General features: G+C 44.1%; 12 protein-coding genes. 3 read left to right on the top strand and 9 right to left on the bottom strand.

All coding sequences use genetic code 11. The features are described from left to right. Positions 1 to 140 precede the first annotated feature (140 nt). Positions 141 to 1,145 carry an adenosine deaminase gene (add, locus tag R7Q41_RS09145; protein WP_005382965.1) on the top strand — a complete coding sequence of 335 codons (1,005 nt, stop codon included), beginning with the start codon at positions 141 to 143 and terminating at the stop codon, positions 1,143 to 1,145. Between the two features lie 69 nt (positions 1,146 to 1,214). Here add and hemN read toward each other — a convergent pair whose 3' ends face one another. From hemN to R7Q41_RS09120, 5 genes are all read right to left on the bottom strand, one after another. Further along, complete coding sequence (gene hemN, locus R7Q41_RS09140) at positions 1,215 to 2,606, bottom strand: oxygen-independent coproporphyrinogen III oxidase (protein WP_017821952.1); 1,392 nt, start codon at positions 2,604 to 2,606, stop codon at positions 1,215 to 1,217. 184 nt (positions 2,607 to 2,790) lie between these two features. After that, positions 2,791 to 3,279 (bottom strand): DUF2489 domain-containing protein, encoded by a 489-nt coding sequence (locus R7Q41_RS09135; RefSeq protein ID WP_005379254.1) that lies wholly within the window; start codon positions 3,277 to 3,279, stop codon positions 2,791 to 2,793. A gap of 7 nt (positions 3,280 to 3,286) precedes the next feature. Beyond that, positions 3,287 to 3,829 (bottom strand): Der GTPase-activating protein YihI, encoded by a 543-nt coding sequence (gene yihI / locus R7Q41_RS09130; protein WP_005379252.1) that lies wholly within the window; start codon positions 3,827 to 3,829, stop codon positions 3,287 to 3,289. Next, on the bottom strand, positions 3,829 to 4,467 hold the full coding sequence (locus tag R7Q41_RS09125; RefSeq protein WP_005379250.1) for a class I SAM-dependent methyltransferase: 639 nt from the start codon (positions 4,465 to 4,467) through the stop codon (positions 3,829 to 3,831). The genes yihI and R7Q41_RS09125 overlap by 1 nt, the downstream gene beginning before the upstream one ends. 838 nt (positions 4,468 to 5,305) lie before the next feature. Further along, the gene (locus tag R7Q41_RS09120; RefSeq protein ID WP_005379248.1) at positions 5,306 to 5,923 is read right to left on the bottom strand and encodes a c-type cytochrome; all 618 of its coding nucleotides are present in this window, start codon (positions 5,921 to 5,923) and stop codon (positions 5,306 to 5,308) included. Between the two features lie 159 nt (positions 5,924 to 6,082). Here R7Q41_RS09120 and yihA point away from each other — a divergent pair, with 159 nt between their 5' ends. After that, a complete protein-coding gene (yihA, locus tag R7Q41_RS09115) occupies positions 6,083 to 6,742 on the top strand; it encodes a ribosome biogenesis GTP-binding protein YihA/YsxC (RefSeq protein ID WP_017635019.1) in 660 nt (219 codons plus the stop codon). A 747-nt stretch (positions 6,743 to 7,489) separates the two neighbouring features. On the opposite strand, the gene polA is transcribed toward yihA, so the two are convergent. The 3 genes from polA to hemB all read right to left on the bottom strand — a co-directional run bounded on the left by polA (position 7,490) and on the right by hemB (position 12,519). Further along, on the bottom strand, positions 7,490 to 10,276 hold the full coding sequence (polA, locus tag R7Q41_RS09110; RefSeq protein WP_318144475.1) for a DNA polymerase I: 2,787 nt from the start codon (positions 10,274 to 10,276) through the stop codon (positions 7,490 to 7,492). Between the two features lie 619 nt (positions 10,277 to 10,895). After that, positions 10,896 to 11,330, bottom strand: a complete 435-nt coding sequence (locus R7Q41_RS09105; protein ID WP_005379245.1) for a GNAT family N-acetyltransferase — start codon at positions 11,328 to 11,330, stop codon at positions 10,896 to 10,898. Between the two features lie 127 nt (positions 11,331 to 11,457). Next, complete coding sequence (gene hemB, locus R7Q41_RS09100) at positions 11,458 to 12,519, bottom strand: porphobilinogen synthase (protein ID WP_031777176.1); 1,062 nt, start codon at positions 12,517 to 12,519, stop codon at positions 11,458 to 11,460. A gap of 184 nt (positions 12,520 to 12,703) precedes the next feature. On the opposite strand from hemB, the gene R7Q41_RS09095 reads away from it, so the two are divergent. After that, entirely contained in the window at positions 12,704 to 13,465 is a 762-nt protein-coding gene (locus tag R7Q41_RS09095) for a TatD family hydrolase (RefSeq protein ID WP_115385649.1), read from the top strand. Between the two features lie 460 nt (positions 13,466 to 13,925). Here R7Q41_RS09095 and tatC read toward each other — a convergent pair whose 3' ends face one another. Then, positions 13,926 to 14,678, bottom strand: a complete 753-nt coding sequence (tatC, locus tag R7Q41_RS09090; RefSeq protein ID WP_005379234.1) for a twin-arginine translocase subunit TatC — start codon at positions 14,676 to 14,678, stop codon at positions 13,926 to 13,928. Positions 14,679 to 14,692: the final 14 nt, after the last annotated feature.

Genomic DNA, 14,692 nt, shown 5'->3' with positions numbered 1-14,692 from the left:
CGAGAATCGTTGATTTCCTAGTCATCCTCTACTGACAATCTACCCAACTGTTATTTATACTTAACTGCAAATCTTACCCATGTATTGTCACAGATGATGTTTGGGCCCTGTTCCAGTTCATAACTATCCGGATCGACAAAATGATAACGAAGAACCTTCCTCTTACTGATTTGCACCGTCACCTCGACGGTAACATTCGTACTAAAACGATTCTTGAGCTAGGCCAAAAGTTTGGCATTGCCCTACCAGCGTACGATATTGAGTCTCTCACTCCTCACGTTCAAATTGTCGAAGCGGAACCCTCTCTTGTTGCTTTCCTTTCTAAGCTCGACTGGGGTGTTGCGGTACTGGGCGACCTAGATGCGTGTCGTCGTGTCGCGTACGAAAACGTAGAAGACGCGCTAAATGCACAAATCGATTACGCTGAGCTGCGTTTCTCTCCTTACTACATGGCGATGAAACACAAACTGCCAGTAGCGGGGGTTGTTGAAGCCGTCGTGGACGGTGTGCAAGCGGGTATGCGCGATTTTGGCGTGAAAGCCAACCTGATCGGCATCATGAGTCGCACATTTGGTACTGACGCATGTCAACAAGAACTGGACGGCATTCTGAGCCAGAAAGATCACATCGTTGCCGTCGACCTTGCGGGTGACGAGCTAGGCCAACCGGGTGATCGCTTTGTGTCTCACTTCAAGCAAGTACGCGATGCTGGCCTTGGGGTAACGGTCCATGCTGGTGAAGCAGCAGGTGCAGAGAGCATGTGGCAAGCAATTAATGAGCTGGGCGCAACTCGTATCGGTCACGGCGTAAAAGCGATTCACGATCCAAAACTGATGGATTACCTAGCAGAAAACCGCATTGGTATTGAATCTTGCCTGACGTCAAACTACCAAACAAGTACGGTAGAAACGCTAGAAAACCACCCTCTCAAGCAGTTCCTAGAGCATGGCGTTCTTGCGTGTTTGAACACTGACGATCCAGCGGTTGAAGGTATCGAACTGCCATACGAATACGAAGTAGCGGCACCAGCCGCTGGCCTGAGCCAAGACCAGATTCGCCAAGCGCAAATCAATGGCCTTGAGATTGCGTTCCTTTCAGAAGCAGAAAAATCGGAACTGAGAGAAAAAGTAAAAGATCGCGCTTAAATCCAGCGAAAACATAAAAAAATGCCAGCATCTGCTGGCATTTTTTATATCTTGAATCTGTATCTCTGATTAAATAACACGAGAGAACTGTTGCTGACGTGCCTTTGCTCGTAGGTATTTATCGAAGCTCATACAAATATTACGGATCAACAAACGACCTCGCAGCGTCACACGAATTTCATTATCATCCACTTCCACCAGCTCATCGTTAATAAAGGTCTGAAGTAGCTGCAAATCTTCTTTAAAGTACTGTTCAAACCTCACTTTAAACTCAGACTCAATGGCTTTCTTGTCTAACTTGAAGTTACAAATCAGCTGCTTAATCACTTCACGACGGAGCAAATCATCGGAGTCCAGAGAGACCCCTTTCCATAGAGCGTGACGAAGTTCGTTGACTTGAGCGTAGTATTTCTTCAGCTCTTTCTGGTTTTGCGCGTACGCATCGCCGATCATCGAGATTGCAGAAACACCAAAGCCAACCAAGTCACATTCACCTTGTGTGGTGTAGCCTTGGAAATTGCGATGCAAAATACCTTCGCGCTGGGCAACAGCAAGTTCATCGTCCGGCAAAGCAAAGTGGTCCATACCGATAAATTGGTAGCCAGCATCAGTCAGTGTCGCGATGGTATCTTGCAGAATCGCCATCTTCTCTTCTGCCTTTGGCAGGTCTTCGTCTTTAATCTTACGCTGCGCTGCAAATAGCTGTGGCATGTGCGCGTAGTTAAACACGGATAGACGGCCCGGCTGCATCTCTAGCACTTGTTCTAGAGTCTTGGCAAAAGATTCTTTGGTCTGCTTCGGTAAACCGTAAATTAAATCTAGGTTCGTCGAACGAAAGCCTAACTCTTTTGCGCGCGCAACCATCGCAACGATGAACTCTTCATCTTGCTCACGATTCACCAGCTTTTGCACTTCTTTGTTGAAGTCCTGAACACCGATGCTCAAGCGATTGAAGCCTTCACTACGCAGATGATCCAGCATGGTCAGCTCGATTTCACGCGGGTCAACCTCGATACTGATTTCAGCATCGCTACTAAAAGTAAACTCTTGGCGTAGCAGGCTCATCACACGCGTGATTTGCTTTTCAGAGAGAAACGTCGGTGTACCACCACCAAAATGCAATTGCGTCACGGTGCGACCAACAAGTAATGCAGCACGTTGACGAATTTCGTGTTCAAGCACGTCGAGGTATTCATCCGCTTTGTGCGAGTGGCGTGTAATGACTTTATTACATCCACAGTAGTAACAAAGCTTGTGACAGAACGGAATGTGTACGTACAGCGATAATGGGCGTTCTGGGTATTGAGTGCATGCCATATCATAATCAGAAATGGTGAACGCTTCATGAAACTCCAGCGCCGTTGGGTACGACGTATAACGAGGCCCGGAATAGTTGTACTTATCCAATACCGCTTGATCCCAGACGATTTGCTGTTTCGATTCAGTGTGTTGATTCGACATGGTGGTACTTTCCGTTAAATGCTAGGGCAACGAAAGCCGTCACCCGATATTCAGAGCCGCTATTTTGCCATACGACGATGACAAGCGTGGCAACGCCGACTGGCTTTTTAAGTATAAAACTAAAGAAGTGCTAGCGTGATCACGATACCCCCATTAGTCATAAGGAGACTATTGGGGGTCGCGCTTAAATCATCTGAATATTGATTTGATTATTCAGTGGCTGGACGTTTTTCTGCAACACTTTGAGCTCCTCAATAATCGCATCAGTGAGGCGGCTTTCCGCTTTATGACGCGTCAAGTTCTGTTGCATACGCTCTTTCTTGGCAAGTTGTTGGCGTTCTTCGCCACGCGCCATATCTTTCACGATGTGGTAAAGCTCAGAAATCGCAGGGTACGTTTTATCGAAATCAACGCGGTCTTCACCTTGTACATAATCCATGATGTTATACACACGGATACTGATTTCAGATAAATCGCACTGGCCTTGAATGCCCGCCTGACACAAGGTATGCACATTCTCAAAAATGTTGGCGTTACGTTTGTCTATCGCCAATTTTTGATGCTTCAGCTGCAATTCCTTTTGCTTTTTCAATTGAAGCAGAAGGTAACCTGCATAAGAAGCGAGTGCGATGATAATCACAACACCAGCAATAGCTAATAAGGTTACATTCATAGCTTAATTATCCTTTATAGTCGTCGAAATTAATGTCGTCGAAATCTGCCAGCAAGTCATCATCGTTGCGCGTGCTTTTCTCAGCAGGTGCAGTGAAGTCTTCCTCTTCTTCAGGTTCCAACAAACCTAGTTGGTCCATTAGCTTCTCAATGCGATCGAGTTTCTCATCGACGAATTTCTGTAGACCTGTGCCCAGGTTTTCACCCGCTTCAATACGGTCTAGCAACACGTTCAATTGCGCGTCATTTTCTAGCATCTCTAGTTCTTGCTCTGCCGACAAACGACGCTCTTGCTTCGTCATTTTCTTCGCAGGTTCAACAATCAGAGGTATTTTCTTTTTGCTGCCTAAGCGCGGGTCGCGATTTTGTGCAGCAGCTTGCTTTTTCTGCTCGTTAACTTCTGAGTTACGGTTACCCGTTTTCAGACCTTTACGCTTTTTAGCACGCTTGCGTAAGCGGCCTTCCACATCAGATTCTGTACGGTTACGAGTTACAACAAACTCAGGTGCACCAGCGGCACCTGGTTTTCTAGATTTTTTACTACGGCTCATTACTGGGGTTTCCTCAGTAAAATTACATCATTACCAATAAATTCGAGTTCGAGCTTATCCCGCTCTGCTAGGAACTGGAACGTGTCACGACTAAAGAACACTACGTGAGTGAGATCGTTCTTATAATGCCATGATTTGAAAGCCTCCACGTCGATGACCATTTTCGTCATCAGGCCTATCCAGCCCCCTGGCTTAACTAAATTCAACCATTGCTTCCACACCAAATCTGGGTGGTAGAGGTGCTCTATCACCTCTGTTGCTGTCATGAAGTCGTACGTTTTTTCTAAAACCGACGTATCAGGGTGGTAGTAGAGATCGTACAACGCCATGTTGTGCCCCGCCTCTTCCAGCATCAAGGAGAGCGTTGGGCCAGGACCACAACCAAAGTCGATACCATTTGATTGTGGAGAAATTCGCTCTGTGATCGGGTCAGCAATACGCGACAAAAAGCGTCGGTAACCCAAATCATCGGGGTTGTTCTCATGCAAATCATAGTGAGCTTTTTCGCTTTCCGCATCCAAACGTTGGTCTGGATTTACGAATACCAAGCTGCACTGCTCACATTGAAGATATTCACGACGCTTATCTTCAAAATAATGGTGAGTGCGCTGATTTTGGCATAAAGGACAGGTATGCATGCTGACTTCCTCAAACAGGGATGCGAAACATACCAGAAAGTGAACTCGGATTGGAGTGTTGTTGAGTATTTTTTCAGCAATTTTTATTAAAAAACTTTGTTTACAACCTATAAAGCTAAATAAGTGCAGTAATCTCAATTCAAGTTACGACTGAGCAAGTCAACGGATATAAAAAAAGCGACAGTCAGACTGTCGCTTTCTAAGTGCCATCAATTGGCGAAACTGTGTTGCACACATTTGGTGCACCAATGATCCCTTTGTTTTTAGAGCTTTCCCTGCCAAAAAGAGTTGTTTTTCATCTTCCTGATGAGTTTTGGCTATCCGTTTACTTCCTGTCTACTGAGCAACTTCCTGTGCCTGATCCGTTTCACTGTCTTAACCGTCAGACGAGATGACCATCCTTATCTGATAGGCTCCCTACCTATCTAAATCCCTTTCTAAATCACCAAGCATCCGAGCTACATCCTTGGAGACCTAAACCGTGGTCTTAAATCCTTACATTCACTCCCTGTGAACGACTTCTACTTTACGCCATCCCGTTATGCTCACAAGTAATGGGTTGAAAAAATAATCCGCCTATTTTTCTAAAAAATCAAAATTATCATTTAATCAAAAGCTTAAAAACACTAACAAGAAAAAGCCAACATCAAGTATGGCAAATGTCTCACAAACTGCCGAGCCAACTATCGCTTTCGCATCCAAACTCGACTGTGATATCTGTCACGAACAAAAATGCCCTAGTGGATTCACTAGGGCATTTTTGTACAAGTTGCTCGAACGATGTAGGGACATCTACCCAACCAGCTCAAGATGCAGGATCTTGAGCGATTTAGGTATATTAGTGCAGACCGCCAACGTATTTAGACAGCACTTCGATATCTTCGTCTGTCATTTTCTTCGCGATGTCGCGCATCATGGCATTCATATCATTGCCACGGTCGCCATCACGGAATTTTTCTAGCTGAGCTTTGATGTAGTCAGCATGCTGACCAGAAATTTTCGGGAAACCTGAAAGCTCAGTACCATTGCCACGAGGACCATGACATGCAATACATGCGGTTAGGCCACGCTCGGCATCACCAGCGGTATAAAGCGTTTTGCCTTTTGCTACTACATCTTCAGGTGTTGAGTTTTCTGAAACTGGTAGCGAAGCGTAGTAAGCAGATAGGTCTGCGATATCTTCATCGCTCAGTGGCATTGCCATACCACTCATTACAGGATCGTAACGACCTTGTTTACCACCACTTGTCATGCCTAGCTTAAGTTCTTTTAACTGCTTCTCAAGATACTTAGCGTGTTGGCCTGCGAGTTTCGGGTACGTTGTTATTGCACTGTTGCCATCTGCTCCGTGACAGGCGACACAGGTTTGTGATTTTGCTTTACCAGCCTCAATATTACCTTGGGCCCATACTGAGCAACTGGCTAAAAGACTCAAAATTAGCGCTAATTTCTTCATGACATTCCATTATAATTATCAAGCTTCCAGTACCACGGAATGTGAACATACCGCGTACACTCATGGTACAATAGGCGACCTTATGCCGAGCACGGTTATTTTACACATTTTCACAAAAAAGTAATCAATCGACTACACAAAGTCGAGATGGAGTTAACAGTGAGCGTAAAAATTCATTACCAAAATACGCATTTCATCACCAGCGCACCCGATATTCGTCACCTGCCGGAAGACGAAGGTGTCGAAATTGCGTTTGCAGGACGCTCAAACGCTGGTAAATCGAGTGCACTTAACCGTCTAACTAATCAAAAAAGCTTAGCCAAGACATCAAAGACACCTGGTCGTACGCAATTAATCAACCTTTTCAAAGTAGAAGAAGGTTGTCACATTGTCGATCTACCTGGATACGGTTTTGCTCAAGTACCGGTAGAGATGAAAAACAAATGGCAGAAATCTTTGGGTGAATACCTACAGAAACGCGAGTGCCTAAAAGGCTTAGTGGTTCTAATGGACATTCGTCATCCAATGAAAGATCTCGACCAACAAATGATTTTCTGGGCCATCGATAGCCACATTCCTGTGCAAGTTTTGCTAACCAAAGCAGATAAACTAAAAAGTGGTGCACGCAAACAAACTCTACTGAAAGTTCGTAAGCAAGTAGAAACTTTCGGTGGTGACGTTTCTGTTGATGTGTTCTCTTCACTGAAAGGATTAGGTGTCGATCAGCTACGTGCAAAACTGGATACCTGGTTTGCACCAGCACTAGCACACCTGATAGAAGAAGACGAACAAGAGATACCAGCGAGCGATGAAGAATAATTAACAATATTTGTTAAATTTCTTCGACACGGCCCTGCCATTTGGTGGGGCTTTTGTTTATCTGAACTAAATAACAGGCAATAAAAATCCCCGCCTTCCTGGCAGGGATAACGGGAGAGAAAAATTGGTAATTATTGTTATGTGACGAAGCATTGCTGAACTGAGATTCGATTTCAATAGGTTAAAAAGCGCTCTTGTTTCCTGTGTATCACCAAACATTCACTCCAAAAACACCCAATAGCGTTACAATTCAGACAGTTAAGCCAAGCAAATCTTCAAAAAGATGTAACTTAGTTTCTTTCAAGAAAAAATAATAGTGTGACTGGCGTAAATTTACAGGATGAATAACGCAATAAATTTGAAGGAAAAATCGAGATTTTGCAGTGACTTAGAAAGGTCAAAAAAGAAGGTTTTTGAAGGCTAACTTTAAGCTGCTGATCCAAAAGAATAATTTTCTTTCGCCCAATAAAAAACGCCCCAGTCAAAAACTGACTGGGGCGGCTGAATCAGCCTAATCCAATAACGTGAAACAAAAGGTCTGAAAGATAGAACATCTTACCTCTGTACCCTACGAGTATTAATGTACAACAATTGGTCAGAATTGCAAAGAATTTTTGTAGTTTTTTTTCATGAAATTTTTATTAAGCAACATCAAAGTTAACTTTGCGCTAGCTTTTTTAATCTCAAAAAAAAGCCAGCGTTTGTGCGCTGGCTCATAATTAATTGGTTATTTTGGTCTAAAAGTGACTAATGAGCTTGATCCCAGTTATCACCGTGACCTGCTTCTGCAACCAACGGTACTTTTAGCTCTGCTGCAGATTCCATCAATTCCTGTACTTTACTTTCAATTTCGGACAATGATGACTCTTCAACTTCAAAGACCAATTCATCGTGTACTTGCATTAATAACTTCACACGACCATTGCCTTCTTCCTGAATCCACTGATCAACCAACAGCATCGCTTTCTTAATGATGTCCGCAGCCGTACCTTGCATTGGTGCGTTGATTGCCGCACGTTCAGCAGCTTTACGACGCATCCCGTTGCGTGATTTGATTTCTGGTAAATGCAAACGTCGACCAAAAATCGTTTCAACATACCCTTTATCTGCTGCCGTGCTGCGTGTGTCTTCCATGTACTGCATCACGCCTGGGTAACGTTCAAAGTATGTATCCATGTACGCTTGAGCCTCACCACGAGGAATGCCTAATTGCTTCGCCAAACCAAACGCACTCATGCCGTAAATAAGACCGAAATTAACCGCTTTCGCACGACGACGTTGCTCACTTGAAACGTCTTCAATAGAAACACCCATGATTTCTGCTGCGGTTGCCGCGTGGATATCTTTGCCATCACGGAATGCATCCAATAACGCTTGGTCACCAGAAAGGTGCGCCATGATGCGAAGTTCGATTTGCGAGTAGTCGACCGCTAAGATTTTATGCCCTGATGGCGCGACAAACGCTTGACGAATACGACGGCCAGCTTCGTTACGAATTGGAATGTTCTGTAAGTTCGGATCAGTAGAAGATAGACGACCCGTTGCAGTCACTGCTTGGTGGTAAGAAGTATGCACGCGCCCCGTTGATGGGTTGATCATCTTCGGCAGTTTGTCGGTGTAAGTTGATTTTAGCTTCGCCAAACCACGGTATTCCAAAATCAGTTTTGGTAGTGGGTAGTCTAGCGCGAGTTCTTGCAGAACTTCTTCATTCGTCGATGGTGTGCCTGATGGCGTTTTCTTCACAACCGGTAAACCCATTTTTTCAAATAGGATGGCTTGTAATTGCTTTGGCGAGTTCATGTTAAACTCTTGCTCTGCAATTTCGTACGCTTTCTTTTCAAGCTCATCAAGGCGAGCGGTAATCTCGACCGACTGCGCACTCAGCTTCATTTCATCGATAAAGACCCCAGTGCGTTCAATGCGCGAAAGAACTGGCACCAACGGCATTTCAATCTCTTCGTAAACTGTCTTCAGGCTTTCATCCTGCTCGATATTAGCAAACAAGCGATTGTGCAGACGAAGGGTCACATCCGCATCTTCTGCCGCGTATGGCGATGCTTGTTCCAGTTCGATTTGGTTAAACGTAAGCTGATTTTTGCCTTTACCTGCAATTTGCTCAAAAGAAATGCAGCTGTGCTGTAGGAAGCGAAGCGCCAAGCTGTCCATATCGTGTTTACCGCCGACACTGTTGTAGATATACGATTCCAACATCGTGTCGTGCTTGATACCTTTTAGCTCAATGTCGTAACGAGCGAGTACAGACGCATCATACTTTAAGTTTTGACCGACTTTTGCTTTCGCTGCATCTTCAAGAATTGGCTTCAGCTGTTCTAGTACCCAATCACGATCAAGCTGTTCAGGCGCATCTAAATAGTCATGTGCAACTGGCACATAAGCCGCAATACCTTCATCGACAGCGAATGACAAACCAACTAGATTCGCTAGCATGTAATCTAGGTTATCGGTCTCCGTATCAAATGCAAACAGCTCAGCCGTTTGAAGTTTATCTAGCCAAGCATTGAAGGTTTCTTTATCCAGAATTGTTTCATATTGGCTGCGATCGATTGTTACCGCAAAAGTTTCCATCTCGGCTTGAGAAGAAGAAGCTTGTGAAGATCCTGCAAGCTCTACGGCCTCCACAGATCCAGAACCGCCTTCAAGTAGTTCATTCAACCAAGATTTAAACGTCAGTTGGCCATACAGCTTCACTAATTCGTCTTTATTTGGTTCCGCTTTCAGCAATGATTCTGGCGTTTCCTCAAGCTCAACATCCAATTTGATGGTCGCGAGCTCATACGAAAGCATGGCATTTTCTTTGTTGTCGATGAGCTTTTTCGCCATGGTTTTAGAACCACGGAAACCAAGCCCTGCAATATCATCGAGGTTTTCATACAACTTCGTCAGACCACCAATACCTTGCAGTAGTGCGGTCGCTGTTTTATCACCGACACCCGGTACACCAGGAATGTTATCTACTTTATCGCCCATCAGTGCTAAGTAGTCGATGATCAACTCAGGTGGAATGCCAAACTTTTCAACCACACCTTCACGATCCATTACGACGTTCGTCATGGTGTTGATCAAGGTAATGTTATCATCCACTAGCTGCGCCATGTCTTTATCACCAGTACTGATCAATACAGGCATGCCCTTTTGTGATGCTTGGTATGCTAACGTACCGATGACGTCGTCCGCCTCGACGCCAGGAACACAGATCAGCGGCAAACCCATTGCACGAATAACATTGTGTAATGGTTCAATTTGACAACGCAGGTCATCCGGCATTGGCGGACGATTCGCTTTGTATTCTGCATACATATCATCACGAAAGGTTTTTCCCTTTGCATCGAAAACCACCGCGATGCGCTCAGACGCAAACTGACGCATCATGCTGCGTAACATGTTCACGACGCCGTAAACGGCATTAGTTGGAATTTCACCATTGCTCATGGTGCCCGGGTAGGCGTGAAAAGCGCGATATAGGTAAGAAGAGCCGTCGATAAGGATCAACGGATTTTCAGGAATACTTGCCATAATTGTCTGTATCCAATTCAGTACTTGAGAGATCTGCCTAGGATGCCATGACTGCTGATCTGAATCTATCTTGTTCGCTCGATCTAGGTCGCGTAAATTTTTCCGACTTTATTCACGAAAACACCACCTCCTGTGGATAACTCTGTTTATAGAAATTATCCACTGGTTATCCAATAACAAAAAACACAAGAAAACACCAACCCAAACCATTGATTAATAACAACAAATTCGCATAACGGCGAGAAGATCAACGATCCTAAAATGATCATCGCATGTGGAAAAGATATTAATAGTGACGTCAAATAGAAATCGTAGAAAAGAAAAAAGCGACCCGAATGGGGTCGCCTAGCAGAAGTGGTAAAGCAAATTCTGTAAATAGAGCAGCTTAACCAAGAAGCTATAAATTACACTGGAAGCAATGTGAGCAATGTCGTGTCAAAAAGAATTCGTGCAAGTTCTCGGAAAAATGTTTCATCACTTCTCAACTTTCAGTTAATTAACTTCTGTTAATAAGTCACTCAACGTCCTTGTGAACTTTCCTCATTCCCTAAGACAGGTTTAATAATAATGATTCTCATTTCGTAGTCAACAGTTAAATGAGAAAAAATCTCATTTATTTTCACATTGCTTTAATGAAATGCACTCTAGATTCTCGAAGATTTACTTTTTCTTCAAACTTTTCAATAATATAGCCATTTCTCAATAACAAGCGAAGCATAGCCGGAAACTGGTTTCGAGATTTCACTTTTAATGTGTTGTAGCCTTGTTCTGCCACCCAATCCTCTTGAGCTTCCAAAAGCAGTTGTGCCACGCCTTCATTTCGAGCTTCAGGGACAACACCACCTAACCAGCTATAGAAAACACCATCCTCTAATTCGTAACCTATTTTGAAGCCGACAATCGTGCCATTTTTTTCTGCAACGAGGATTAAACTGTTTTTCTCTTCTAAACGTTGAGTCATGGAGTCTACCGTTTCTCCTTTCGAAAACTCGGTAACACGCGCCACAACTTGAAGTGCTTCTTCCAATGTGCCTTCACGAATCAGCATTGTCATTGTTCTCTTCTCCAAAATAAAAATACCCAAGCACCTTGGATTGTTACTGTTGTAATCCGCCTGAGGTTACTTGGGTATATACAGACGAACAACTCTTGTTGGTCTGGTATTTCTCACTGAGCGATAATTACTCTTCTGTCGCTTCCGGAGTACGATTTAGGTGTTGAGCAGTTTGTGCATTCTCTTCTGCCAACCACTCAGCAACGTCTTTCGCAAAGTACGTTAAGATGCCATCTGCACCTGCACGTTTGAAGCACAATAGTGATTCCATCACAATTTCACGCTCTTTGAGCCAGCCATTCATGATCGCCGCTTTATGCATCGCGTACTCGCCAGAGACTTGATAAGCAAATGTCGGTACTTGAAGTTCAGTTTTTACTCGGCGAACTACATCTAAGTATGGCATACCAGGTTTAACCATCACCATGTCCGCACCTTCATTGATGTCTAGCGCCACTTCGTGAATCGCTTCATCAATGTTTGCTGGGTCCATTTGGTAGTTTTTCTTGTTGCCGCCTTTTAGATTTGAAGAAGAGCCAACCGCATCACGGAATGGTCCGTAGTAGTTCGATGCGTACTTAGCCGAGTAAGCCATGATTTGAGTATGAATGTAGCCCGCGTTTTCTAATGCTTCGCGGATCTTACCAATTCGGCCATCCATCATGTCTGAAGGCGCGACTACGTCAGCACCCGCTTCTGCATGAGACAAAGCCTGCTTAACCAATACTTCTGTGGTTTCATCATTCATTACGTAGCCATCTTCATCGATGATGCCGTCTTGGCCATGTGTCGTGAATGGGTCAAGTGCCACGTCTGTGATTACACCAATTTGAGGAATGTGTTCTTTAAGCGCTCGTACTGCTCGCTGAACCAAACCTTCTGGGTTGTAGGCTTCAGTAGCACATAAGCTTTTAGCGTCTTGGTTTACGACAGGGAAAAGCGCGATTGCTGGAACGCCTAGATTTGCAAGGTATTGTGCTTCTTCTAGCATTAAATCAATCGACAAACGCTCTACACCCGGCATGGACTCCACGCTCTCACGACGATCTTTACCCATAAGAATGAACATTGGGTAAATCAGATCATTAACAGAAAGTTGGTTCTCAGCCATCAAACGACGACTAAAATCGTGCTTACGTAAACGACGCATACGGCGTGCAGGGAATGGACCTTGAATTGATACAGACACCATTTTCTCCTTGTCTGGACGGTTATGATGATCAAATCATCTGGTGAACAAAATCATATCACTCTTGATGCATGTTGCGAGTGACAATCTGGAAAAAGGTAATGAAAAAAACTGAAAATGACCCAGCACTCACACTCAAGTATACTTCGAATACGAAACCAACCATGAAGCACAGAGAGTAACGATGATCGATACCCACGCGCACATCTATGCTAGCGAATTTGATAACGACCGCGATGAAGTAGTACAACGCGCCTTAACGCAAGGCATTAATAAAATCCTGTTGCCAAACATCGATCTGGACTCAATTGAGCCCATGCTAAAAACCGAAGCGGCATATCCTGACGTATGCCACTCAATGATGGGGCTGCACCCTTGTTATGTGGACAGCAATGTTGAACAAACGTTGGAGATCATCCGCGGTTGGTTTGAGAAACACAAGTTTATTGCGGTGGGCGAAATTGGTATCGACCTATATTGGGATAAAACCTATCGTGCTGAGCAAGAAATGGCGTTCGTAGCTCAACTTAACTGGGCAAAAGAGATGGATTTACCGGTCGTTATCCACACTCGTGATTCGATTGAAGAAACACTCACTTTGCTACGACAAGAGCAAGATGGTCGTCTGCGTGGTGTATTCCACTGTTTTGGAGGCAGCTTAGAAGAAGCACAAGCAATCAATGAGCTAGGCTTCCACTTAGGCTTGGGTGGCGTATCAACCTTTAAGAATGGCGGGATGGATAAAGTCATTCCACATTTGGATATGCAGTGGGTCATTTTAGAAACCGACTGTCCATATTTAGCGCCGGTGCCACACCGTGGTAAACGTAATGAACCAGCCTACACTTCTCTCGTTGCACAACGTGTTGCCGACTTGCGTGATGTCGACATCGCAACCATCGATGCCATAACGACTGAGAATGCCAAAAAGCTGTTTAATATTTAATTCACGAGAATTGAAAAAAGCGACGAAATCAACGTCGCTTTTTTATCACCTAAACTATTGAATGAACGATTCAACCCGTTGAAATAGTAGAACAATCCATACAAAATTATTGATAAACATAATAATTAACTAGCAACTCTACTTACTTCTCATATCGTCACTTTACTTCGTCCGCTTTGCAAAACTGTCGACAACTCGACACATTATTTTTCTATACTGATTTACGCCCATTAATTAGCACAAATGTAAAACAGCATGAATATGGAAGTTGAAGTGTGTACACATGGTGCTTACTTACAACGCGTACCGCGCAGTTTTTTTCAAAAGCTGCTGGGCATCAAGGAAGTATACGTATGCACAAAATGTGGTTACGTCATGAAAGTTAAGTAATTAGCCCAAGAAAAAACCAACCGCAAAAAAAAGCGGCTCAATTGAGCCGCTTTTCACATCTAGATTAGCCTTATTCTTCGGTTTCCGCTTCTACTTCTTCGCTTCGACGAGTATAAAAACGCGCGAAGAACAAACCGACTTCAAACAGTAAACACATCGGAATAGCGAGTAAGGTTTGCGAGATCATGTCTGGTGGCGTTAACACCATACCTACGACAAACGCAGCCACTATAATATAAGGACGTTTCTGTCTTAAATCTTCTGGTGTAGTGGCCCCAGTCCAACACAACAAAATAATCGCAACAGGCACCTCAAATGCGATACCAAACGCCATAAATAGCGCCAGCACAAAGTCGAGATAACTCGAGATATCAGTTGCAAACTCTACTCCACCAAGAGAGATGGCGGTAAAGAAGCCAAACACCAATGGAAATACCACGAAGTAGGCAAATGCCACTCCACAGTAGAACAATAGCGAACTAGAGAACAGCAGTGGCATGATTAATCGACGTTCATGCTTGTACAAACCTGGCGCTACAAAGGCCCAAACTTGATACAAAATAAACGGCACCGCAATAAATACCGAAGCAATTAACGTCAGCTTAAGTGGCGTAAAAAAAGGTGACGCTACATCCGTAGCAATCATGGTCGCGCCTTCAGGTAGACGTTCTACTAAAGGTGCGGAAACAAACTCGTAAATGTGGTTAGAGAAATAAATTAGTCCGACAAACACGACCAACACTGCGAGGATTGAGCGCAGTAGTCGGTTGCGAAGCTCCAACAAATGACTAATTAAAGGTTGTGTCTGCTCGACGGTAGACATGGCAAACCTCTTAT

It is taken from the genome of Vibrio sp. 2096 (assembly GCF_033339595.1).
GTDB lineage: Bacteria > Pseudomonadota > Gammaproteobacteria > Enterobacterales > Vibrionaceae > Vibrio > Vibrio alginolyticus.
Note: the sequence above shows the minus strand (reverse complement) of the source record. Positions and strands in the feature narration are given on the sequence as shown.

Excerpts from the sequence above, each read along its gene's own strand:
- add (WP_005382965.1), top strand. The coding sequence starts at position 141 with ATGATAACGAAGAACCTTCCTCTTACTGATTTGCACCGTCACCTCGAC.
- hemN (WP_017821952.1), bottom strand. The coding sequence starts at position 2,606 with ATGTCGAATCAACACACTGAATCGAAACAGCAAATCGTCTGGGATCAA.
- R7Q41_RS09135 (WP_005379254.1), bottom strand. The coding sequence starts at position 3,279 with ATGAATGTAACCTTATTAGCTATTGCTGGTGTTGTGATTATCATCGCA.
- yihI (WP_005379252.1), bottom strand. The coding sequence starts at position 3,829 with ATGAGCCGTAGTAAAAAATCTAGAAAACCAGGTGCCGCTGGTGCACCT.
- R7Q41_RS09125 (WP_005379250.1), bottom strand. The coding sequence starts at position 4,467 with ATGCATACCTGTCCTTTATGCCAAAATCAGCGCACTCACCATTATTTT.
- R7Q41_RS09120 (WP_005379248.1), bottom strand. The coding sequence starts at position 5,923 with ATGAAGAAATTAGCGCTAATTTTGAGTCTTTTAGCCAGTTGCTCAGTA.
- polA (WP_318144475.1), bottom strand. The coding sequence starts at position 10,276 with ATGGCAAGTATTCCTGAAAATCCGTTGATCCTTATCGACGGCTCTTCT.
- R7Q41_RS09105 (WP_005379245.1), bottom strand. The coding sequence starts at position 11,330 with ATGACAATGCTGATTCGTGAAGGCACATTGGAAGAAGCACTTCAAGTT.
- R7Q41_RS09095 (WP_115385649.1), top strand. The coding sequence starts at position 12,704 with ATGATCGATACCCACGCGCACATCTATGCTAGCGAATTTGATAACGAC.
- tatC (WP_005379234.1), bottom strand. The coding sequence starts at position 14,678 with ATGTCTACCGTCGAGCAGACACAACCTTTAATTAGTCATTTGTTGGAG.